This window comes from Acidovorax sp. 59 (genome assembly GCF_002754175.1).
Classification (GTDB): Bacteria; Pseudomonadota; Gammaproteobacteria; order Burkholderiales; family Burkholderiaceae_C; genus Acidovorax; species Acidovorax delafieldii.
The window spans coordinates 1845208-1867000 of the sequence record NZ_PEET01000001.1 but is presented as its reverse complement, the minus strand read 5'-3'; the positions used below and the strand labels follow the sequence as shown (position 1 = coordinate 1867000).

The following is a 21793-nucleotide window of genomic DNA, read 5'->3' as shown; positions in this document are numbered from 1 at the left end:
TCACTAGCGCATCCAGTCGAAAACACTTCAAATTTTCTGTCGTGCAACAAAAAACGGCCCTCGGGCCGTTTTTTGTTGCCTGCGCGATGTGAGCGCCACACCGCGACTGCGCGGGTCGATCAGGCGAAGTTGGCTTCAGCAAACTTCCAGTTCACCAGCTTGTCGAGGAAGGTCTCGACAAACTTGGGACGCATGTTGCGGTAGTCGATGTAGTACGCGTGTTCCCACACGTCCACCGTCAGCAGGGCCTTGTCGGCGGTGGTCAGGGGCGTGCCGGCGGCGCCGGTGTTGACGATGTCCACGCTGCCGTCAGCCTTCTTCACGAGCCAGGTCCAGCCCGAACCGAAGTTGCCCACGGCGGACTTCACAAAGGCTTCCTTGAAAGCGGCGTAGCTGCCCCACTTGGCGTTGATGGCTGCGGCCAGTGCGCCCGATGGCTCACCGCCACCTTGGGGAGCCATGCAGTTCCAGAAGAAAGTGTGGTTCCAGATTTGCGCAGCGTTGTTGTAGATGCCACCGCTGGCCTTCTTGATGATCTCTTCCAGCGTCAGGGATTCGAACTCGGTGCCCTTTTGGAGGTTGTTGAGGTTCACCACGTAGGCGTTGTGGTGCTTGCCGTGGTGGTACTCCAGGGTTTCCTGGCTGTAGTGCGGGGCCAGGGCGTCGATGGCGTAGGGCAGCGGGGGAAGGGTGTGTTCCATGGTGGTGTTTCCTCGTGGTTTGAAATTCTGGGATGCCGTCTGCAACGCGGGCTTTCCTGAGCAATGCAGTCGGACACAGCGCGAAGGGGGCATTGTAGGAACATCAGGTGACCTGTGCAGCATGTGGGCTCCCGGTTCCCCACCCGCAACGCCACAAACCGCCGCTGTCCTACAAAAAAGCCCTGCCGCCCTCGCCCTCCGCGATCCGCTCACAGCAACCGTGGCTGCGACACCGTCACATCCACGGCGCCGTCGGCCAGCGTGGCCCGCAGCGCGTCGCCCGGCTGGGCTTGGCGCACGCTGGTCACCGCCTGGCCGCTGGTGTCGGTCAGCAGCGCATAACCGCGCTGCAGTACCAAGCGTGGGTCCAGCAGCTCCAGCCGCAAGGCAGCACGGTCCAGCCGCTCGGCGTGCTGCGCAGCACTGCGTTGCAAAGCCTGGGGCAATTGGGTTTCCAGTGTTTGCTGGCGTTGCGCCAGGCGCTGCATTTTCAGGAGCACCCCATGGCGCATGCGCTGCGCAAGGCGCGCCAGTTGCAGCTGCTGGCGCGCCACCAGGCCCGAGGGACGGCCGAGGCGGGCTGCGGCCTGGTCCAGCCGCTGGTGGCGGGTATCCAGCTGGCGCTGCACACCATCGCTCAGCCGGCCTGCCAGCAAATCCAGCGCGCCCAGCCAGACCTCGCGCGGCTGGGCCACCAGCTCGGCCGCCGCGGTGGGCGTGGGAGCGCGCAGATCGGCGCAAAAGTCAGCGATGGTGAAATCGGTCTCATGCCCCACGCCGCTGACCAGCGGCACCGGGCTTTGCACGATGGTGCGGGCCAGTTGCTCGTCGTTGAACGCCCACAGGTCCTCGATGGAGCCGCCTCCACGGACCAGCAAAATCACGTCAATGGGCGGATGCCGGTTCGAATCAGCCCCAGGCGCCTGCCCCGCTTGCGCGAGCAGATACAGTTTTGATAGCGCCGCAATGATCGACGGCGGGGCTGCCACACCCTGGACCTGCGCTGGCACCAGCACCACCGGAATGTGCGGCACACGCCGGCGCAACGCCGTGACCACATCGTGCAGCGCGGCTGCGCCGGCTGACGTGACCAGGCCAATGCCGCGGGGCTGCAGCGGCAGCGGGCGCTTGCGCGCCGTGTCGAACAGGCCTTCGGCGTCGAGCTGCGCCTTGAGCCGCAGGAACTGCTCGAACAACGCGCCCTGCCCCGCGCGCTGCATACTTTCCACGATGAACTGCAGGTCGCCACGTGCCTCATACACACCGAGACGCCCGCGCACTTCCACCAATTCACCATCGCGCGGCGAAAAGTCAAGCAACGTGGCTGCGCGGCGGAACATGGCGCAGCGCAACTGCCCGTTGGCGTCCTTGATCGAAAAATAACAATGACCGCTGGACGCGCGCGAGAAGCCCGTAATCTCGCCGCGCACCGCGACAGGATTGAAGCGCGCCTCCAGGGCATCAGCAATGGCGCGGCACAGCGCGCCAACTTCCCAGATACGGGGCGCCGCTGCTGGGCTTGAACGATCAAACATGAGAAACGGCGCGCGTTGGCGCCGCGCCCCCCCGGCGAGTACTCCACAGTTTCGAGCCAGCGGGAGTTACCTTCAAACTGGGCACCCCAATCGGCTGCAAAACACGAGAGCACGTGCAAGCTGTTGATTTATATACATTTTTCACTGCACAATTTTTCATCAATCTGTTGCAAGCACGGCGCGAAGCCACTTTGCGAGGCTGTGGATGTGGGTTGCCCACAAAGTTATCCACAGTTTTTGTGGGTGAGCGCGGTGATGGGTGGCGTGCGCGATAACGTAACGGTTTGTGACGCGGTGGCCGCCGCAAGCTAGGCCATAATCGCCGATTGCTTTCATCTGCGCGGAGAGAGATTTGCTGTCCATCATACAAGCCGCAGGCTGGCCCATCTGGCCCCTGATCGCGTGTTCCGTCCTGGGACTGGCACTGATTTTTGAACGTTTTCTGGCCCTGAAAACGGCCCGCGTGGCCCCCCCCAAACTCCTCGACGAAGCCATCACGGTGTCGTCCAAGGCCTTGCCCACCCCCGACGTGGTGAACCAGCTGGCCCAGAACTCGGCCCTGGGTGAAGTGCTGGCCAGCGGCCTGCGCACCCTCAACAGCAACCCCCAGTGCAGCGAAACCGACCTGCGCGCCGCCATGGAAGGCACCGGCCGCGCGGTAGCGCATCGGCTGGAGAAGTACCTGTCGGCCCTGGCCACCATCGCTTCAGCCGCGCCACTGCTGGGCCTGCTGGGCACCGTCATCGGCATGATTGAGATCTTTGGCTCGCAGGCTGGCGGCGGCGGTGTGGGCCAGGCCATGGGTGGCGGCAACCCGGCCCAGCTGGCGCATGGCATCTCCATCGCGCTCTACAACACCGCGTTTGGCCTGATCGTGGCGATCCCCTCGCTGATCTTCTGGCGCTACTTCCGGGCCCGCGTGGACGCGTATCTGCTCACGCTGGAGCTGGCGTCGGAGCAATTCGTTCGCCACATCCTGCGCCTGCGCAAAGCCAAGTAAGCGCCATGAACTTTCGTCCCCGCGCCAAGGATGAGCCCGAGATCAACCTGATCCCGTTCATCGACGTGCTGCTGGTGATCCTCATCTTTCTGATGCTCACCACCACCTACAGCAAGTTCACGGAGCTGCAACTCACCCTGCCCGTGGCCGATGCCGAGCAGCAGCGCGACCATCCCAAGGAAGTGATCGTGTCGGTGGCCGCAGACGGCCGCTACGCCGTCAACAAGACCGGCGTGGAAGGCAAGAGTGTGGATGCCATCGCCCAGGCTCTGCGCAGTGCCGCCACCGCAGGCCGCGACAGCGTGGTCATCATCAGCGCCGACGCCATGTCGCCACACCAGTCCGTGGTCACCGTGATGGAAGCCGCGCGCCGCGTAGGCCTCACGCAGATCACGTTTGCCACGCAGTCGTCCGCGTCGGGACGCGCGGCCAGCCGCTGACGGGCATGGCCGCTTTCGGGCCGCAGCCGCCCCGGGCTTCGGCCCCGCAGGTCTCTCCGCCCACGGCCGAACAACGGCTTCACAACATCTGGCAGTCCCGGGGTCCAGCGGCTTGGGCACTGTGGCCCGTCTCCCTGATGTATGGCGCGTTGGTGGCGCTGCGCCGCTGGCTGTATGGCAGGGGCTGGCTTCGCTCCGAACACCCGGGCCGCCCCGTCGTCGTGGTGGGCAACGTGATTGCCGGAGGCGCCGGCAAGACCCCGGTAGTCATCGCACTCGCCAAACACCTGCAGGCGCGCGGCCTGCGCGTGGGCGTGATTTCGCGCGGCTATGGCCGCAGCACGCACGACTGCCGTGCGGTACTGCCTGACAGCCTGGCCAGTGAGGTGGGCGACGAGCCCGCCCTGATTGCCCGCAGCGTGGCGGCGGGTGGCACAGTGCCTGTGTTTGTGGCCCCGCGCCGCATCGCTGCCGCACGCGCGCTGCTGGCCGCTCACCCTGACACCGACGTTCTTATTTGCGATGACGGCTTGCAGCACCTGGCGCTGCAGCGGGACTTGGAGATCTGCATCTTCAATGACCAGGGCATCGGCAACGGATTTCTGCTGCCTGCCGGCCCGCTGCGGGAGCCCTGGCCCCGCGCCGTGGACATCGTGCTGCACGCAGGCAGTGCGCCGCCGCACGGGACCAAGGCGCCTGCATTTGAGCTGCAGCGTAGCCTGGCGCCCTATGCCCTGCGGTCGAACGGCCAGCAGGTGCCACTGGCCCAATTGCAGGGGCAACCGCTGCATGCGGTGGCAGCCGTGGCCAGACCCAGCGAGTTTTTTGCCATGCTGCGCACCCAGGGCCTGGAGCTGGAGCGCACCGAGGCCCTGCCAGATCACTATGATTTTGATAGCTGGCAGCGCATATCTGACCAGCGCATGCAGCTTGTTTGCACTGAAAAAGACGCCGTGAAGCTCTGGACCCGCCATCCTGACGCACTGGCTGTTCCCCTGGTCGCGCAGATGGACCCGCAATTTTTTACCGCCCTCGATGCCTGGCTCCATCGAATTACGACCGGCCCAGGAGCCCAAAGGCCGCCGCTATCATCTGCCCCTGCCTGAACGAACCCTCCCGGAAAGCTCCTCCCCCATGGACCCCAAACTGCTTGAACTGCTGGTCTGCCCCGTCACCAAAGGCCCCCTGACCTATGACCGCGAGGCGCAGGAACTCGTGTCGCGCAGCGCGCGGCTGGCCTACCCGGTGCGCGACGGAATTCCGGTGTTGCTGGAAAACGAAGCCCGTACCCTGACCGATGAGGAACTGGAGCAGTGAGCGCACCCGTGCCCGCCGTAGCCCACACTCCCTTCACCGTGCTGATCCCGGCACGCATGGCTTCAAGCCGCTTGCCAGACAAGCCTCTGGCCGACATTGCGGGCCTGCCCATGGTGGTGCGCGTGGCCCGGCGTGCTGCGCAGAGCGCCGCAACCCGCGTCGTGGTGGCGGCCGACGATGCCCGCATCCTGCAAGCCTGCGCAGTGCATGGCGTGGATGCCGTCATGACCCGCGCCGACCACGCCAGCGGCAGCGACCGGCTGGCCGAGGCCTGCACACAGCTGGGGCTGGACGACGACGACATCGTGGTCAATGTGCAGGGTGACGAGCCGCTGATAGACCCCGGCCTCATCAATGCCGTGGCAAGCCTGCTGCAAGACCGTGATGGAAAGCGCCCCGAAGCCAGCATGGGTACCGCTGCCCATGCCATTGCGTCCCTGGCCGACTACACCAACCCCAATGTAGTGAAGGTGGTGCTGGACGCGCGGGGTCTGGCCCATTACTTCAGCCGTTCACCCATCCCTTTTGGCCGCGACCACGCGGGCACGGCCTGGTGGGAGGGCGCGGCACAGGCCGCCCAGCCCGGCGTCAAGGCACTGCAAGGCTTTGCGCCGCTGCGGCACGTGGGCATCTACAGCTATCGCGCAGGGTTCTTGCGGAAATTTCCGCAGCTGGCGCCAGCACCGACCGAGGTGGTGGAGGCCCTGGAGCAGCTGCGCGCACTCTGGCATGGCCACCACATCGCAGTGCACCTGGCAGACGCAGCGCCCGGCCCTGGCGTGGATACGCCGGAGGACCTGGAGCGGGTACGCGCGCTGTTTCGCTGAAAGCTCTCTGGCGCCGCCGTGCGGTGTGCACTGCGGGCCCACTTTCAACGCACTGGGGACGTACAGCGGGGCGCCGTAGTGGGCACGTGGAGGCGCCGACCTAGAAACGGTCACCCATGTAAGTCAGCGCAAGGTGGTCACATGCTATCCTCAACTGTAACGAGAGCACCGCATCCCGGGCGCACAGAACGGCTTCAGGCGCCCTTCGAACGTCCCCGCCAGCGGCGCCACCCGATTTCTAACCTTCGAGGACATCCATGAGACTGATTCTGTTGGGCGCGCCTGGCGCCGGAAAGGGCACGCAAGCCACGTTCATCTGCCAGAAGTACGGCATCCCCCAGATCTCCACCGGCGACATGCTGCGCGCAGCGGTCAAGGCCGGCACCCCCCTGGGCCTGCAGGCCAAGGCAGTGATGGATTCGGGCGCCCTGGTCAGTGACGACATCATCATCGGTCTCGTTAAAGAGCGCATCACGCAGGCAGACTGTGCCAACGGCTTCCTGTTCGACGGTTTCCCCCGCACCATTCCCCAGGCCGACGCCATGAAGGCCGCAGGCGTCAAGCTGGACTATGTGCTCGAAATCGATGTGCCCTTTGACGCCATCATCGAGCGCATGAGCGGCCGCCGCTCGCACCCCGCCAGCGGCCGCACCTACCACGTCAAGTTCAACCCCCCCAAGGTGGAAGGCAAGGACGACGTGACCGGCGAAGAACTGATCCAGCGCGAAGACGACAAGGAAGAAACCGTCAAGAAGCGCCTGCAGGTCTACAGCGACCAGACGCGCCCCCTGGTGGATTACTACAGCAACTGGGCCAAGGACGAACCCGCTGTGGCGCCCAAGTACCGCGCTATCAGCGGCACCGGCAGTGTGGACGAGATCACCGCACGCGCGCTGCAGGCGCTGGCCAGCTGATACATTGAACCAGGAACAAGAAACCGCCTGACACACGTTGGGCGGTCAAGCCCCAACCAAGCGACGCGCCGCACCAGGGCGTCGCTTTTTTCATGGGCCGCCTTTTGAAGCACGGCAGCCGCGACAGCCGCCTGCTGCGGTCGTGTGCGTTGACTCAGGCAGGACTGGACCGCAGGCCGTAGGCTTTGCCGTCCACAAACAGGTACTCGGCGCGCAGTACCGCCTCGCCCTTTTCGTCCCGCAGGCCAAAACCCACGACTGATACGGCGGTGCCTGGCTTGATCTCCGGCACCTGCCACGCCTGCATGCGGGTCAGAGGCGCCAGCTCAATCTCCCAGACGCGGTCCTTGCGGGTGGGCAGCACCGTTTTGGCCAGCAGCGCGCGGCCATCCACGGGCGCTGTCTGCGCGGGGATCGCGCGTTGCGCAAGGTCTGCTGGCAACCGGAGCGCTGCGGGCAGTTCCAGCTCCAGCTCTGCATGCGGGTTTTGCCAGCGCACTTTGCGCGCTGTGCCCTCCAGATACAGCGGTCGGTCTGCATCGAAACTGCTCCAGCCGTGGTGGGCGTGCACCCCCAAAGGCAAGGCACTGGCGGCGATAAGCACATGGCGACGTTGCAAGCCCATAAAGACTCCCGCAGGAATAAAACCCGGTTCAAGGGGCCATATCAAAGGTACGCAATCCAGCGGCCACAGGCCACCACCGACAGCCACACCATGGTGGATGCCAGCATCTGAAGGCGGGCCAGCCCGTCCAGGCGCGTGAGGGAATTACGTGCATGGAACCACGCCGCATTACAGCCCGCAAGCATTAACAACAGCATCTTCAAGGTAAAGGCGCGGTTGCTGAGCAACTCCGCAGGCTGGGTAGCAAACATCAACAGACCCGATGCTGCCGCCAATCCAAAGCCACACACGGCCAAAGTCAGACTCAGCCGGGCGAGGTCTTTCATCGGCAAGGCCGCACCGCGCCCAAACACCCGCAACTCCAGCAACACCAGATTGCCCAGCAACAGCGCAATGCCCACAATGTGGACGACTTCGAGCGCTGGATAAGCCCAGGCGTGTGTCTTGAGTGCGGTGAACACGGCTGGCAGTCCTTTTCGATCAATCCACCCGCAGCAAATCAAGCATCAGAGCGACCCGCGCCTTGACTGGCGACAGGCCTTGCGAGGCAGGCAGCGCATCACCCGGCTTGGGTAGCACCTGTCCCTCGGCGCAGCGGGTGGAGCGCACCACCCGCACCCCGGCTTTCTGCGCTCGCACCAGAGCAGCCTCCAGATCGTGGTGGATCGTGCCATTGCCGGTGCACGCCACCACGAGGCCCTGCACCCCCTCTCGCACCAGGGCATCAACCGCCCTGCCCGACGCGCCTGCGTGGTTCATGACGATTTCCACCCAGGGCCAGGCAACAGCATTCACTATATTATTTATAGCGTTATCGGCATGATTGGCATGCGCTACCGGGCTATTGCAGGCCCAACGGACCACGCCCTCTTCCACCCAGCCCAAAGGACCGGCCTCGCCCGAGCTGAAAGCATTGACGCGGTAGGGATGCACTTTTTGCACATGCCGAGCGCCATGCACTTCACCCGCAGCAACGGCCAGCACACCTGTTGCACCCGGTGCCAACACCAAAGCCACCGCATCCAGCAGGTTCTGGGGTCCATCGGGGGTCAGGGCTGTGGCGGGCCGCATGGCGCAGGTCAGCACCACGGGCTTGCGCGCATCCAGCACCTCGTGCAAAAACCACGCGGTCTCTTCCAGGGTGTCTGTGCCATGGGTGATGACCACACCTCTCACCTCCGGGTCGCTCAAATGGTGCGCGCACCGCAGAGCCAGCGTGCGCCACACCTCGCAATCCATGTCCTTGCTGTCGATCTGCGCCACCTGCTCAGCAGCCAAGGCGCCCCCTGCCAGTGTCTGCAGGCCTGGCACGGCCGTCAGAAGTTGCTCTACCCCCACCTGGGCAGCGGTGTAGCCGATGTTGTCCCCCGCCTGTGCAGAGGTCCCCGCGATCGTGCCACCGGTGCCCAAAACCACAATTTTTTGCCCACTCACTTGCATACTCCGAAAAACTGATGAAAAATACAGTTACTGGATTAAAAAACAGTTGTTCGCCACTGTAACCGCCTGAACCGGAAACCACCATGCTCGACAACCCCAAACTCACCGCCCGCCAGCAGCAGATTCTGGATCTCATCCAGACCGCCATCGCACGCACCGGCGCGCCTCCCACCCGCGCAGAAATCGCGGCCGAGCTGGGTTTCAAGTCAGCCAACGCGGCAGAAGAGCACCTGCAGGCCCTGGCCCGCAAAGGGGTGATCGAACTGGTCAGCGGCACCTCGCGCGGCATCCGCTTGCGCGGAGACACAGTGCGCTCCATCAACGCAGCCCGTGGCAACCAATTCAGCCTGCCCATCCCGGGTCTGTCGCAGCTGGTCTTGCCCCTGGTAGGTCGGGTGGCTGCGGGGTCGCCCATTCTCGCGCAGGAACATGTGGATCAGACCTACAGCGTGGAAAACAGCCTCTTCCAACACAAGCCCGACTACTTGCTCAAGGTGCGGGGAATGTCCATGCGCGACGCCGGCATCATGGACGGTGACTTGCTCGCCGTGCAGTCCACCCGTGAGGCTCGCAATGGTCAGATCATCGTGGCCCGCCTGGGCGATGATGTCACCGTCAAGCGACTTCGCCGCACGGCCACTGCCATCGAGTTGCTGCCCGAAAACCCCGACTATCCCGTGATCGTGGTGCAGCCCGGCGAGCCTTTCGAAATCGAAGGACTGGCAGTGGGACTTATCCGCAACACCATGCTGATGTAGCGTGTGCCCCAGGGGCCGCACCGTGGGTGGCGGGCGTTTGGTGAACGGATACAACCGATTCACCAGCCCTGCGGTGCAGGTCCCGTTGAATGCCAAGGCCTCTCAGGCAATGCTTGATGGATCGGCGGAGCAGCTGTCTGCACGGTCGAGGGATCAACTCGCACTGCGTCTGTCTGCACTGGTGTTCGACCACTTTGCAATCCTGCCTATGTTCAACCCCCGACTTTCGGAGTTTTCACATGGGAATTGCTTTGTTCACCCTGTCTGCTGTGCAGAACCCTCTTCGCAGTCTTAAAAAGCTGCTTGCCAACCCAGCCAGTGCACCCAAAGACCGACTGGACCTGCAGGCACTGCCAGTCGGCATGAGACGTGCCAGGCCAGGCAACGCCCCAGCATCGGCCTCCCGCAGCGATGAAGCCCAAGCCCTGGTTCCCAGCAACTCCACAGAGCCCCAGGCACAACGTCCATTGCGCGGAAATTGGCCCTTTACCGCCAAACCTCCAGTTCGAACGCCAGAAAGCCCGACCAGATCCGCTGCCGCCCACCGCTCCTTCCTGCCAACACACATGGCCGGCAGCAAACGACAGGCCTTTTTGGCGTCAGTGGGTGCAGACCACTGCCCACCACAATCCACCCGGGTGCTGCGCCGGGCCTCTGACACAGGCACCTGCCGCCTGGTAATTGCTGGCCGCATGGCCGATGTGTGCGCAGAGCTGGACCGCCTGGCAGCATCCGAGGCGCTCCGGGCCTGATTCGCAGAGCGCAGCAGGCGGCACGAGCGCCAAGCCATCTTCTACGCCCCGCGCACCAAGGCTGCGGCAATGTCAGGCAGTGCTCGATCCGGAAACGTCTAACACCGGGGCACCGGCAGGACCAAAACTCTGCACCGAGCTGCAGCAGTCGTGGTGCATGGCACTCTCTGAGTCCGGACTTCCGTGCACGCGCAGGACAAGAAGTACGTCCACGGGGCTCATGCAGCACTCAGTCACCAAAAACCGCAGGCTTTGGTATGCCCAGCACGGCCACTGTGGCATTCCCCTGCGCCCGTCAAGGCACAATGTCGGCATGAATATTGTGATCCTCGACGATTACCAGGATGCAGTGCGCAAGCTGCATTGCGCCTCTCGGCTCGACGCATACACCGCCAAGGTGTACACCAACACGGTCAAAGGGCTGGGGCAGCTTTCGGTGCGACTCAAAGACGCCGACATCATTGTGCTGATCCGCGAACGGACCCAGATCACACGCCAACTGGTTGAAAAGCTCCCACGGCTCAAGCTCATCGCCCAAACTGGCAAGATTGGGAGCCACATTGATGTAGCGGCATGTACCGAGCGGGGGATCGCCGTGGCAGAAGGGGTCGGCTCCCCTGTGGCTCCCGCCGAGCTGACCTGGGCCCTGGTGATGGCCTCCATGCGCCGCCTGCCCCAGTACATCTCCAACCTCAAGCATGGCGCTTGGCAGCAGTCCGGTCTCAAGACCGCGTCCATGCCCCCCAACTTCGGAGTCGGCAGCGTGCTGCGGGGTAAAACACTGGGTATCTGGGGCTACGGCCGCATCGGACAACTGGTGGCCGGCTATGGACGGGCGTTTGGCATGAACGTGCGCGTCTGGGGGCGTGAAGCCTCACGCGCGCAGGCGCTGACGGATGGGTACCAAGCCGCCGCCACGCGCGAAGAGTTTTTTTCGCAGTGCGACGTGATCTCGTTGCACCTGCGCCTGAACGACGAAACGCGCGGCATCATCTCGCTTGAAGACCTCTCGTGCATGAAGCCCACCTCGCTGCTGGTCAACACGTCACGTGCAGAATTGATTGAACCCGACGCGCTCATCGCAGCACTCAACCGGGGTCGCCCGGGCCTGGCGGCCGTGGACGTGTTTGAGAGCGAACCCATCCTGCAAGGCCACGCCCTGCTCCGCCTGGAAAACTGCATCTGCACGCCACACATCGGGTACGTGGAGCAGGACAGCTACGAGCTCTACTTTGGTGCAGCTTTCGACAATGTGGTGAATTTCATCAAAGGCACGCCTACCAACATCGTGAATCCTGGCTCGCTACAAGTCAGGCGCTAACAGATCAATCCGTTGCGGCGTTGGCAACGCTGCCCACACCGCGCAATTAAAAAAGGCTTCCCGAGGGAAGCCTTTTTTGCGATTGCTGCAAGGCACCGAAATGCCCCGCAGCAGAAAGCAACACTCCAATTACAGAGGTGTCTTCTTGCCGTCCTTGTAGACGTACAGCGTGATCGCTGGGTTCTTCATTTCGCCGTTGGGTTCGAAGGCGATGGTGGAGGTCACGCCCTTGAAGTTGGACTTGGCGAGTTCGTTCACGTACACCTTGGGGTCCACGGAGTTGGCGCGCTTCATAGCGTCCACCAGCAGGAACGTGGCGTCATAGGTGTAGGGGCTGTACACCTGGAACTGATTGGGGTACTTGGCGTCGTACTTGGCCTTCCAGGCCGTACCGCCAGGCATCTTGGCCAGCGAGGAGCCGCCTTCCGCGCAGATCACGTTAGCCAGGGTCTTGGCACCGGCAGCCAGCTTGGCGATTTCGGACGTGCAGACGCCGTCACCACCGAAGTACTTGACGTTGGCCATGCCCAGCTGTTCCATCTGGCGCAGCATGGGACCGGCTTGAGGGTCCATACCACCGTAGAACACGGCATCAGGGTTCTTGGCCTTGATGGCGGTCAGGATGGCCATGAAGTCCGTGGCCTTGTCGGTCGTGAACTGCTCGTCCACCACCTTCATGCCCTTGGCCGTAGCGGTCTTCTTGAACACGTCGGCAACACCTTGGCCGTAAGCAGTACGGTCATCGATGATGGCAACGGTCTTGAGCTTCAGCGTGTCCACAGCGTAGAAAGCCAGACCAGCGCCCAGGGCGTTGTCGTTGGCGATGATACGGAACGTGGTCTTGTAGCCAGGCTTGGTCAGGTTGGGGTTGGTCGCAGCGCCCGTCACCATGGGGATGCCGCAATCGTTGTACACCTTGGAGGCGGGGATCGTCGTACCGGAGTTGAGGTGGCCGACAACGCCAGCGACCTTGGAGTCGCACAGCTTTTGTGCGGCAGCAGTGCCCTGCTTTGGATCGGCAGCGTCATCTTCAGCCTGCAGCTCGAACTTGATCTTCTTGCCGCCGATGGTGACGCCTTGAGCGTTCAGCTCTTCAATGGCCATGCGGGCGCCATTTTCGTTGTCCTTGCCGTAGTGGGCTTGGGCGCCGGAAACCGGAGCCACGTGGCCGATCTTGACCACCTGCTCTTGTGCAGAGGCCACACCAGCAACAGCCGCGATAGCAGCAACCACGGTCAGTTTCAACTTCAATTGCATATCAAATCTCCAGTAAAGATAAACGCTGAGAATCTTCTTGTGTCTCAACGCAGGCGAACATATCGCAATTTACGGGCCAGATCATTAGGGAACACGATTAAACGCAAGAGAAACCACAGGGGAATACCCTGTCATCCCTTGGCCACAGGGGGCGCACCACTGGCCAGCTCGTCCGCCACCGCCTCGTACACCGCATGCCGCACCACCGATTCGATCTCTTCGCGCAGACGCGGAAGCACTGACCGCGTCTGCTCCTGCACCACTGTGGCGATTGCTTCGCGCAAGCGCTGGTCCAGCACTACATCCACGCGCTGCATGACGCGGTGCACCATGTACTCCTCCATCCCATCTGGCAAGGCGCGGGCCGCAACGGGCGCAGCCCCTGGCTTTGGGCCAGCAGGGGTGGCAGCATGAACCGCCGGGCGAGGTTGGACATGCGATACCGGAGAACGTGAAGCCTGGGGAGCAGCCACAGGGGTTGGCGCAGCCACCGGGGAGGCCACAGGACGCTCTGTGGCAGGGGGCACAGCGACCTGCGCCGCACTAGCCGGTCGCGCAGTGGGCAATGCAGGCCTGGCCAACGCCACAGACTGCGACGGCGACAGGACGGTGGTGCGGACTGCCGGATTTGAAGCCCCCGGCGCGAGGGGCGCCACGCCAGGCACCTGCACCACTTCGGTGAGCGTGGGTACAAACCGCGGAGGGGTTTTGGGTGGGAGCGCCATCAGCCCGCTTTCAACACCAGATCATGGCGGGTAATGGCGTAGCCCCGGGACGCGTAGTGGCGCCAGCGCGCACGTGCCTGGGCACGGTCGGTTTCGTCCTGGGCGCTCACCACTTCGACCAGGCGGTCAAACCGGCCAAAACCTTCCGGGACTTCCGCATTCAGGTTCAACAGCACTTCGTGATGCGGTGCCAGGCGTGCATCCTGCGCCAGCAACACCGGAGAGGCCTGAACCAGCTCCTCGTCCGAGTCGGCGTGGCAATGGGCCACAAAGTCCTGGGGGGCCAATAACCAGAGCATGCGGTCCAGCGCCTGAAGCGCATCCGCAGGCGCGGCAATGACCAAACGAGCCCCGCTGCGCTGCACCTTGCGCGCAAACCGGCATGCGTAGGCCAGCTTGTCGGGTGCGTTGAAGTGAAAGGCTACCTCGGTCATGACGCGTCACGCAGCCTTGGTGCTGGAGGACCGCTTGGCGGCTGGCTTGCCCACAGCTCCAGCAGCGGCCGTCCTGGTCACGGAGCGTGACGCGGACTTGGGTGCCTTGGCTTGTCGGACCTGCGACCTGGACTGCTCCAGCACATAGTGCACCAGCAGGCCGACCGGGCGTCCTGTGGAACCCTTGGTCGCGCCTCCCTTCCAGGCAGTACCCGCAATGTCCAGGTGAGCCCAGGGCATGTCGCCGACGAACTTCTGCAAGAACTTGGCAGCGGTGATGGAGCCACCCGCACGGCCCGCCACGTTGCCCATATCGGCAAAGTTGCTCTTCAAGCCATCTGCATAGTCATCGTCCAGCGGCATGCGCCAGCAGAGGTCTTGCGCGGCCTCACCAGCTGCCTGCAAGGACTCCGCCAGACCGTCGTTATTGGCAAACAAACCACTGCGTACGCCCCCCAAAGCGATCACGCAGGCGCCGGTCAGCGTCGCAATATCCACCACGGCGGCAGGCTTGAATCGCGCTGCATAGGTCAACGCATCACACAACACCAGGCGCCCCTCCGCGTCGGTGTTCAAAATCTCGATGGTCTGGCCGCTCATGCTGGTGACCACATCGCCAGGTTTGACAGCACGCCCGTCCGGCATGTTTTCGCATGCGGGGATCAGGCCCACCACATTGACGGCAGGCTGCAGTTCGCCCAGCGCACGGAAGGTTCCCAGCACGCTGGCAGCGCCGCACATGTCGAATTTCATCTCGTCCATCTCGGGCGCGGGCTTGATCGAGATGCCGCCGGTGTCAAAGGTGATGCCCTTGCCCACCAGCACGATGGGTGCCTGGTCCTTGGCAGCGCCGTTGTAGCGCAGCTCGATGAAACGCAGGGGCTCTTCAGAGCCCTTTGCCACAGCCATGAAGGCGCCCATACCCAGACGCGCCACCTCTGCCGGGCCATGGACCTTGCACTGGATGCGTGGCAGCTTGGCCAGGGTTTTGGCTGCATCCGCCAGCAGGCTGGGGGTGGCGTGGTTGGCTGGGCGGTTGCCCCACTCCCTGGCAAACTCCACACCAGCGACCAGGGCGACCCCGCTGTCAAACCCGTCACGCGCACTGGCAGCATCCGGCACACCCACCACACAGCGGCTCAGGCTGCGTGCCTCCACCTTGGTCTTGGTGGTGGTGTAGACATAGCTCACGTCTGCCACCGCCTGCACGGCAGCGCTGACAGACGCCGCCGGGGCTGCGCCGGCAAAACACAGCACCACGCGCTTGGTCTGAGGCGCCTTGATGGCACCACCCAGTGCCTGCAGCGCCTGGCGCGTTGCGCGCGCCGACCCATCGCCCAATCCCACCAGCACCACGCGGCGGGCTGCAACGGCAGGCACTTGATACAGCTGCAGGTGTTTGCCCGCCTTGGTGGTCAGATCTCCGTTCTTGAGTGCCAAGGCCGCCAGGGCAGACAGCGCGTCCTTGCCCGGCTTGAAGCCCTCGGGAAGCAGGACGATCAGCAGGTCACATTTCTCCGAGGCTGCCGCAGCAAGTTCAAGGGTCTTGAGATCAAAGTTCATAATTGGTGTTTTCCTTCCAGCCAATGTTATTCGATTCATCCATCCGCAAGGAGCTGGCGCGCAGCTTCGGCGCAACCCTTGTGGTGCTGGTGACCGTGGTCATGACCATGATGCTCATCCGCACGCTGGGCCAGGCCTCCAAGGGCAGCGTCAGCCCATCCGACGTGATGCTCGTCATGGGCTTTACCGTCTTAGGGCAATTGCCCACCATTCTCAGCCTCAGTCTGTTCATTGCGGTGGTCGGCACGCTATCGCGCATGTACCGCGACAGCGAAATGGTGATCTGGTTCGCCAGCGGGCGCGGCCTCATCAGTCTGGTGCGACCCCTGCTGCGCTTTGCGTGGCCGGTGATGGTGGTGATTGCCGTACTGTCGCTGCTGGTGTGGCCCTGGGCCAACTCACAGATCCAGGAACTCAAGACCCGCTACGAGCAGCGCAGCGACATCGACCGCATTGCACCGGGCGAGTTCCAGGAGTCGTCCAACGGCAGCCGGGTGTTCTTCATCGACAAGGACACTCCCGACACGCAGGCCGCCAACAACGTCTTCATTGCCGCCAATGACGGCAAACGCGAATCCGTCACCTCCGCCCGCAGCGCCCGGCTGGAGACCCAGGGCGGTGAACGCATGGCCCTGCTGAGCGACGGTCAGCGCCTGGAGACCTCGCGGGACAAGCCCGGCGTAAAGATCAGCGAGTTCAGCCTTTATGGCACCCGCATCGGTAGCGCTGCACCGGGATCGGCCGAAGAGCAGGCGGTGAAGACACGCACCACCTACGACCTCGTGATGCAGCCGCTACCGGCCTACCGCGCCGAGCTGGGCTGGCGATTGGGCCTCGCACTTGCTGCGCTCAACTTTGTGCTGCTGGGCCTGGCTGTCGCCAGTGTCAACCCGCGCGCGGCGCGCAGTACCAGCATGGTATTTGCGCTGTTCGCCTTCATCGTCTACTACAACCTCATGACCCTGGGCCAGAGCTGGGTGGGTGCCAATCGACTGGGCTTGACCAGCTTCATGGTGATGCTGCATGGCGGCATGCTGGCGGTCTCGCTGCTGGTGCTGGCGGTGCGCCACAACCAATGGACGATGCGGCGCCTGTGGCGATCTGCTGGAGTAGGAGGGCATTCCGCATGAAAACCATCCGTCGCCTGATCCACCGTGAGGCACTGGGCGCCGTCACTTTCGTCACCGTGGGTTTTCTGGCCCTCTTCTTCTTCTTTGACCTGGTGGATGAGCTCCGCTGGGTAGGCCGCACCGGGGAGGATGGCTACCAGATATCGCACGCGCTGCTGTTTGTGGTTCTCAGCATTCCCAGTCACCTGTATGAACTTCTCCCTATCACGGTACTTATTGGCACCATCTTCGTGATGGCGCGCCTGGCCCAAAGCTCGGAGTTCACCATCATGCGCACCAGCGGCATGGGCCCCTGGCGGGCGCTGCGCACCCTGCTCACGCTGGGTGGCGTCTTCGTGCTGCTGACCTTTGCTGTCGGTGACTACCTGGCCCCCCTGACGGACCGCACCGCCCAGCTCATCAAGGTGCGCTACCTGGGGCGGCTGACAGCTGGGGCCACGGGCGCATGGCTCAAAGAGCGGCAGGAAGACCACTCCTTTGCCGTCAACGTGCGCGCGCTCACCCCCAATGGCGGCATGCTGGACGTGCGCATCTTCGAGTTTGACGACAAGGGCCGCTTGGCGTCGCAGACGCGGGCCGCGTCAGGGCAGTTCGGCTCAGATGGAGCGTGGACCCTGGAGAAGGTGCAGCGTAGTCATTTTGAACAGCAAAGCGACAAAAACGAGGCCCGCGTGGAGCACCTGGAGAGCCCCTCCCTGCAGTGGCCGACCAAGATCAGTGCCGACATGGTGGCAGCCTCTTTGCTCAAGCCCGACCGCATGGCCACGCTGGACCTCTTTCAGTTCATTCGGCACCTGAACGCCAACGGCCAGTCTGCCCAAAAGTACGAGATCGAGTTCTGGCGCAAAGTGTTCTACCCCTTGAGCTGTCTGGTGATGGTGGTGCTGGCGCTGCCTTTTGCATACCTGCATTTCCGCTCGGGCGGCATCGCGGGCTACGTGTTCGGCGGCGTGATGGCGGGTATCAGCTTCTTCCTGCTCAACAACGTCTTTGGCTATGCAGGCAACCTGCAAAACTGGTCGCCATGGCTGACAGCGGCAGCGCCCGGCCTGATCTACTCCCTGCTCTCGCTGGCGGCCTTTGGCTGGCTGGTGCTGAGACGCTGACACCCTGACCTCGCCCCGCCCCATGACCCACGCCATTGTCCTGTTTGCCCACGGGTCCCGAGACCCCCTGTGGCGCGCCCCCATGGAGGCAGTCGCAACGCGCATTGCGTCCCAAAGTCCAGACCGCCGAGTCATCTGCGCCTATCTGGAACTGTGTGAACCCGCCCTGCCGGACGCCGTCCGGCAACTGGAGGCCGACGGGGCCACCGCCGTCACGGTGGTTCCGATGTTTCTGGGCACCGGCAAACACGCCCGGGAGGATTTGCCCCTGCTGGTGCAGGAGCTGCGCACCACCCACCCCGCCGTGCAATTCCACGTCCAGGCCGCCATCGGGGAGGATCCACGCATGACGGCCTTGATGGCAGAGATCGCCTGCGAAAGCCCGCCGCTCTGAAATTTCTGGGGTGCGGTTCATTCGCTTAGACGATTGCAGCATAATGATGCAATCCTTTAGGCGATATTCGATATGAATCTGCACCAATTCCGCTTCGTTCAAGAGGCTGCGCGCCGCAACCTCAACCTGACCGAGGCCGCCAAGGCCCTGCATACCTCGCAGCCAGGCGTCTCCAAAGCCATCATCGAGCTGGAAGAAGAACTGGGCGTGGACATCTTCGCCCGGCACGGCAAACGCCTCAAGCGCATCACCGAGCCCGGCCAGCATGTGCTCAAAAGCATCGAAGTCATCATGCGCGAGGTGGGTAACCTGAAGCGCATTGGCGAGCAGTTCAGCGCGCAAGACAGCGGCACCCTCAGCATCGCCACCACCCACACCCAGGCGCGCTATGTGCTGCCGGTGCCTGTGGCCCGCCTGCGCGAGGCCTACCCCAAGGTCAACGTGAGCCTGCACCAGGCCACGCCGCACGAAGTGGCCCGCATGATCATCGACGAGGTGGCCGAGATCGGCATGGCCACCGAATCCCTGGCTGACTACCCCGAACTCGTCACCCTGCCCTGCTACGAATGGCAGCACGTGCTGGTGGTGCCCAACGACCACCCTCTGGCGCAAAAGGAACGCATCGGTCTGGACGACCTTGCGCACGAAGCGCTGATCACCTATCACCCCTCATTCACCGGGCGCGGCAAGATCGACCACGCCTTCGCAGCGCGCAAGCTCACGCCCCGCATCGTGCTCGAAGCCATCGACTCTGACGTGATCAAGACCTATGTGCGCCTGGGCCTGGGCATCGGCATCGTGGCCGAGATGGCCATGCGCGATGACCCGGTGGGCGACCTGGCCGTGCGCCCCGTGGGCCACCTGTTCGGGCAGAGCGTGGCCCGCGTGGCCTTCAAGCGCGGCGCCTACCTGCGCAACTTTGTCTACAAGTTTGCCGAGCTGCTCAGCGACCGCCTGAGCCGCGAGCTGATTGCCCGCGCGATGACGGGCCATGTCAACGACTACGAGCTGTGACCTCCGTCCAGCCCCAGAAGCACCCTGAACCCTTCCAGAATTTCCTCGTTTTCCACGCTGCTGCGCCATGACCTCCACCACCGCCCGCACACCCGCCTTCCCCAGCAAGCTGCCCAACGTCGGCACCACCATCTTCACCGTGATGTCGGCGCTGGCCACCGAACACAAGGCGGTGAACCTGGGCCAGGGCTTTCCTGACTTTGAATGCGCGCCCGAGCTGGTGAACGCCGTCACCGCCGCCATGCAAGCCGGCCACAACCAGTACCCGCCCATGACCGGTGTGCCCGCCCTGCGCGAAGCCGTGGCCCGCAAGATCGAGGCGCTGCACGGGCGCGCCTACAACCCCAACACCGAAATCACCATCACGGCTGGCGCCACGCAGGCCATCATCACCGCCATCCTGGCCATCGTGCACGCGGGCGACGAGGTGATCGTGCTCGACCCCTGCTACGACAGCTATGTACCGAACATCGAGCTGGCCGGTGGCAAGGCCGTACGCGTACCGCTCACGCCCGGCACCTTCCGCCCTGACTTTGCCAAGATCAGCGCGGCCATCACGCCCCGCACCCGCGCCATCCTCGTCAACAGCCCGCACAACCCCAGCGCTACCATCTGGACGGCCGAGGAAATGCGCCAGTTGGAAGACCTGCTCGCCCCCACCGACATCCTGCTCATTAGCGACGAGGTGTACGAACACATGGTGTTCGACGGTGTCGAGCACCAGAGCGCCGCGCGCTTTGCCGGCCTCGCCGCGCGTGCCTTCATCGTGTCGAGCTTTGGCAAGACCTTCCATGTCACCGGCTGGAAGGTCGGCACCGTGGCCGCCCCTGCAGCACTGACGGCCGAGTTCCGCAAGGTGCACCAGTTCAACGTGTTCACCGTCAACACACCGGTGCAGCACGGCCTGGCCGCCTACCTGCAAGACCCCACGCCCTATCTGCAGCTGCCCGCGTTCTACCAGGCCAAGCGCGACCTGTTCCGCGAGGGCTTGGCAGGCTCGCGCTTCAAGCTGCTGCCCAGCACGGGCAGCTACTTCCAGTGCGTGGACATCTCGGCGATCAGTGATTTGAACGAGGCCGATTTCTGCCAGTGGCTCACCCGCGAGGTGGGCGTCGCGGCGATTCCGTTGTCGGCGTTTTATGGCGACGGGTTTGACCAGCGTGTGGTGCGGTTCTGCTTCGCCAAGAAGGACGAGACGCTGCGCGCCGCGCTGGAGCGGCTGCGCAAGCTCTGATCCGCAGGGCCCTCCAGGGCTCTTACTTCGTCTGCCGCGCCAGCCACACACCCGCAGCCGCCAGCGCCATCCCCGCCAGCGCCCAGCCGCTGAGCGTCTCGCCAAACATCGCCCAGGCGATCAGCGCTGTGGTGGGCGGGGTCAGGTAGAACAGGCTGGCCACATTGACCGCGCCGCCCCGGCGGATGAGCAGGTTCAACAGGCTCACGGCCCCCAGTGAGAGCACCAGCACCAGCCAGCCCAGCGCAAACACAAACTCGCCGGTCCACGATATGGCCATGGATTCGGTGGCGTAGGCGACCGCAGCCATGGCCACCGCACACGGCAGGTACTGGATCACCGAGCCCGTGCGCAAGTCGAACGAGGGGCAAAACCGCTTCTGGTACAGCGTGCCCGCCGTGATGCCCAGCAGCGCGACCACCGCCGGCAGCAGCATGCCCAGCAAAGCACCCGCCGGCACGGTAGCCACCTTGCCGGCCACCACCAGCGCCACGCCGGTGAAGCCCAGGGCCAGGCCCGCCCATTGGGCAGGCCGCACCTTCTCGCCCAGCAAAGCCCCGGCCACCAGGGCTGTCAGCAGCGGCTGCAAGCCCACCACCAGCGCTGTGATGCCCGACGGCAGCCCGTGCCCGATGGCCATGAACACACCGCCCAGGTACACGCCGTGCACCAGCAGGCCCGACACCCCGATGTGCAGCCAGGCCCTGCCCGACGGCGGCCAGGGTGCACGGGCTACGGCCACCACCGCGAGCATGAGCACGATGACGATGGCAAACCGCAGCGCCAGAAAGGTCAGCGGCTCCACATACGGCAGCCCCAGCTTGGCGCCGATAAAGCCGGTGCTCCAGAGCGCCACAAACAGCAGAGGGACGAGGGAATCGAGCGGACTGGAAGCGCTGGGACGGAGCGGTGTGGCCTGGGTCATGGAGAACAGAAGCGTGATGCAGGGTGGGGATGATCGCAGCTTGCGAGCGCTTTTGCTGCAGGCCAATGTGAGCGTTCTCTAATGACCCGTTGGAAGAACGGACAGACCTCAAGGTGCGCCACACCTGCCGAGCGTGCTGACGCCCGAAACCATTGCGAGAACCGGCAAACCCGCGCTACAGGGCAAAACTATGAATAGAAATGGTCTGTAGCGCTTGAATATCATGCGCATAAAGCTATAAATTCAATAGCAAATTGCCATACATCTTTCTGCCAGCCAGGCCTGGCGCCCGCGCATCTTGATGCGATCTTGATACCCCACACTGCACTCTTGCGCCCATCTTGATGCGGCCGTTCCTAGCATCGGTCCATGTCTCAAGGA

The 21793-nt window shown here is 63.8% G+C and carries 24 protein-coding genes; 14 read left to right on the top strand and 10 right to left on the bottom strand.

Going from position 1 to position 21793, the window contains the following annotated elements; genetic code table 11:
* Positions 1–119: 119 nt before the first annotated feature.
* Both CLU87_RS08395 and xseA read right to left on the bottom strand, forming a co-directional pair.
* Positions 120–701, bottom strand: coding sequence for a superoxide dismutase (locus CLU87_RS08395; protein ID WP_056062412.1), 582 nt, complete (start codon positions 699–701; stop codon positions 120–122).
* Positions 702–910: 209 nt separating this feature from the next.
* Positions 911–2236 carry an exodeoxyribonuclease VII large subunit gene (xseA, locus tag CLU87_RS08390; RefSeq protein WP_099730138.1) on the bottom strand — a complete coding sequence of 442 codons (1326 nt, stop codon included), beginning with the start codon at positions 2234–2236 and terminating at the stop codon, positions 911–913.
* Between the two features lie 352 nt (positions 2237–2588).
* Between xseA and CLU87_RS08385 the strand changes: the two genes are divergently transcribed.
* From CLU87_RS08385 to adk, 6 genes are all read left to right on the top strand, one after another.
* Positions 2589–3236, top strand: a complete 648-nt coding sequence (locus CLU87_RS08385) for a MotA/TolQ/ExbB proton channel family protein (RefSeq protein WP_056062406.1) — start codon at positions 2589–2591, stop codon at positions 3234–3236.
* Positions 3237–3241: 5 nt separating this feature from the next.
* Positions 3242–3676 (top strand): biopolymer transporter ExbD, encoded by a 435-nt coding sequence (locus tag CLU87_RS08380; RefSeq protein ID WP_056062402.1) that lies wholly within the window; start codon positions 3242–3244, stop codon positions 3674–3676.
* 5 nt (positions 3677–3681) lie between these two features.
* Complete coding sequence (gene lpxK / locus CLU87_RS08375) at positions 3682–4782, top strand: tetraacyldisaccharide 4'-kinase (RefSeq protein WP_099730137.1); 1101 nt, start codon at positions 3682–3684, stop codon at positions 4780–4782.
* Between the two features lie 28 nt (positions 4783–4810).
* Entirely contained in the window at positions 4811–4993 is a 183-nt protein-coding gene (locus CLU87_RS08370; protein ID WP_056062396.1) for a Trm112 family protein, read from the top strand.
* A complete protein-coding gene (gene kdsB, locus CLU87_RS08365) occupies positions 4990–5820 on the top strand; it encodes a 3-deoxy-manno-octulosonate cytidylyltransferase (protein WP_099730136.1) in 831 nt (276 codons plus the stop codon). Before CLU87_RS08370 ends, kdsB begins: the two co-directional genes overlap by 4 nt.
* 257 nt (positions 5821–6077) lie before the next feature.
* Positions 6078–6734 (top strand): adenylate kinase, encoded by a 657-nt coding sequence (gene adk, locus CLU87_RS08360; protein ID WP_056062394.1) that lies wholly within the window; start codon positions 6078–6080, stop codon positions 6732–6734.
* Between the two features lie 154 nt (positions 6735–6888).
* On the opposite strand, the gene CLU87_RS08355 is transcribed toward adk, so the two are convergent.
* The 3 genes from CLU87_RS08355 to CLU87_RS08345 are packed head-to-tail and all read right to left on the bottom strand — an operon-like array spanning position 6889 to position 8799.
* Entirely contained in the window at positions 6889–7359 is a 471-nt protein-coding gene (locus CLU87_RS08355; RefSeq protein ID WP_099730135.1) for a DUF6152 family protein, read from the bottom strand.
* 41 nt (positions 7360–7400) lie between these two features.
* The gene (locus tag CLU87_RS08350) at positions 7401–7820 is read right to left on the bottom strand and encodes a hypothetical protein (protein WP_099730134.1); all 420 of its coding nucleotides are present in this window, start codon (positions 7818–7820) and stop codon (positions 7401–7403) included.
* Positions 7821–7839: 19 nt separating this feature from the next.
* Positions 7840–8799, bottom strand: a complete 960-nt coding sequence (locus CLU87_RS08345; protein ID WP_099730133.1) for an asparaginase — start codon at positions 8797–8799, stop codon at positions 7840–7842.
* An 83-nt stretch (positions 8800–8882) separates the two neighbouring features.
* Here CLU87_RS08345 and lexA point away from each other — a divergent pair, with 83 nt between their 5' ends.
* From lexA to CLU87_RS08330, 3 genes are all read left to right on the top strand, one after another.
* Positions 8883–9557 (top strand): transcriptional repressor LexA, encoded by a 675-nt coding sequence (gene lexA, locus CLU87_RS08340; RefSeq protein WP_056062380.1) that lies wholly within the window; start codon positions 8883–8885, stop codon positions 9555–9557.
* Positions 9558–10123: 566 nt separating this feature from the next.
* Positions 10124–10309 carry a hypothetical protein gene (locus tag CLU87_RS23475; RefSeq protein ID WP_056062375.1) on the top strand — a complete coding sequence of 62 codons (186 nt, stop codon included), beginning with the start codon at positions 10124–10126 and terminating at the stop codon, positions 10307–10309.
* 313 nt (positions 10310–10622) lie between these two features.
* On the top strand, positions 10623–11630 hold the full coding sequence (locus tag CLU87_RS08330) for a D-2-hydroxyacid dehydrogenase family protein (protein WP_056746014.1): 1008 nt from the start codon (positions 10623–10625) through the stop codon (positions 11628–11630).
* A gap of 129 nt (positions 11631–11759) precedes the next feature.
* On the opposite strand, the gene CLU87_RS08325 is transcribed toward CLU87_RS08330, so the two are convergent.
* The 4 genes from CLU87_RS08325 to CLU87_RS08310 form a co-directional block, all read right to left on the bottom strand.
* Positions 11760–12887 carry a branched-chain amino acid ABC transporter substrate-binding protein gene (locus tag CLU87_RS08325; protein WP_056062370.1) on the bottom strand — a complete coding sequence of 376 codons (1128 nt, stop codon included), beginning with the start codon at positions 12885–12887 and terminating at the stop codon, positions 11760–11762.
* 131 nt (positions 12888–13018) lie between these two features.
* Complete coding sequence (locus CLU87_RS23470; RefSeq protein ID WP_056064963.1) at positions 13019–13219, bottom strand: hypothetical protein; 201 nt, start codon at positions 13217–13219, stop codon at positions 13019–13021.
* 392 nt (positions 13220–13611) lie between these two features.
* On the bottom strand, positions 13612–14046 hold the full coding sequence (locus tag CLU87_RS08315; RefSeq protein WP_099730131.1) for a DNA polymerase III subunit chi: 435 nt from the start codon (positions 14044–14046) through the stop codon (positions 13612–13614).
* A 6-nt stretch (positions 14047–14052) separates the two neighbouring features.
* Positions 14053–15609: a leucyl aminopeptidase gene (locus tag CLU87_RS08310; protein WP_099730130.1), complete on the bottom strand. Its 1557-nt coding sequence runs from the start codon at positions 15607–15609 to the stop codon at positions 14053–14055.
* Positions 15610–15632: 23 nt separating this feature from the next.
* On the opposite strand from CLU87_RS08310, the gene lptF reads away from it, so the two are divergent.
* The 5 genes from lptF to CLU87_RS08285 all read left to right on the top strand — a co-directional run bounded on the left by lptF (position 15633) and on the right by CLU87_RS08285 (position 20487).
* Positions 15633–16739 (top strand): LPS export ABC transporter permease LptF, encoded by a 1107-nt coding sequence (gene lptF / locus CLU87_RS08305; protein ID WP_099732099.1) that lies wholly within the window; start codon positions 15633–15635, stop codon positions 16737–16739.
* Positions 16736–17845, top strand: coding sequence for an LPS export ABC transporter permease LptG (lptG, locus tag CLU87_RS08300; RefSeq protein WP_099730129.1), 1110 nt, complete (start codon positions 16736–16738; stop codon positions 17843–17845). The genes lptF and lptG overlap by 4 nt, the downstream gene beginning before the upstream one ends.
* A gap of 22 nt (positions 17846–17867) precedes the next feature.
* On the top strand, positions 17868–18239 hold the full coding sequence (locus CLU87_RS08295; RefSeq protein WP_099730128.1) for a sirohydrochlorin chelatase: 372 nt from the start codon (positions 17868–17870) through the stop codon (positions 18237–18239).
* A 72-nt stretch (positions 18240–18311) separates the two neighbouring features.
* Entirely contained in the window at positions 18312–19253 is a 942-nt protein-coding gene (locus CLU87_RS08290; protein WP_056062356.1) for a CysB family HTH-type transcriptional regulator, read from the top strand.
* A 67-nt stretch (positions 19254–19320) separates the two neighbouring features.
* Positions 19321–20487 carry a pyridoxal phosphate-dependent aminotransferase gene (locus CLU87_RS08285; protein ID WP_099730127.1) on the top strand — a complete coding sequence of 389 codons (1167 nt, stop codon included), beginning with the start codon at positions 19321–19323 and terminating at the stop codon, positions 20485–20487.
* A 22-nt stretch (positions 20488–20509) separates the two neighbouring features.
* Here the strand turns inward: CLU87_RS08285 and CLU87_RS08280 are convergent, their stop codons facing one another.
* Complete coding sequence (locus tag CLU87_RS08280; RefSeq protein ID WP_099730126.1) at positions 20510–21412, bottom strand: DMT family transporter; 903 nt, start codon at positions 21410–21412, stop codon at positions 20510–20512.
* Between the last annotated feature and the right edge of the window lie 381 nt (positions 21413–21793).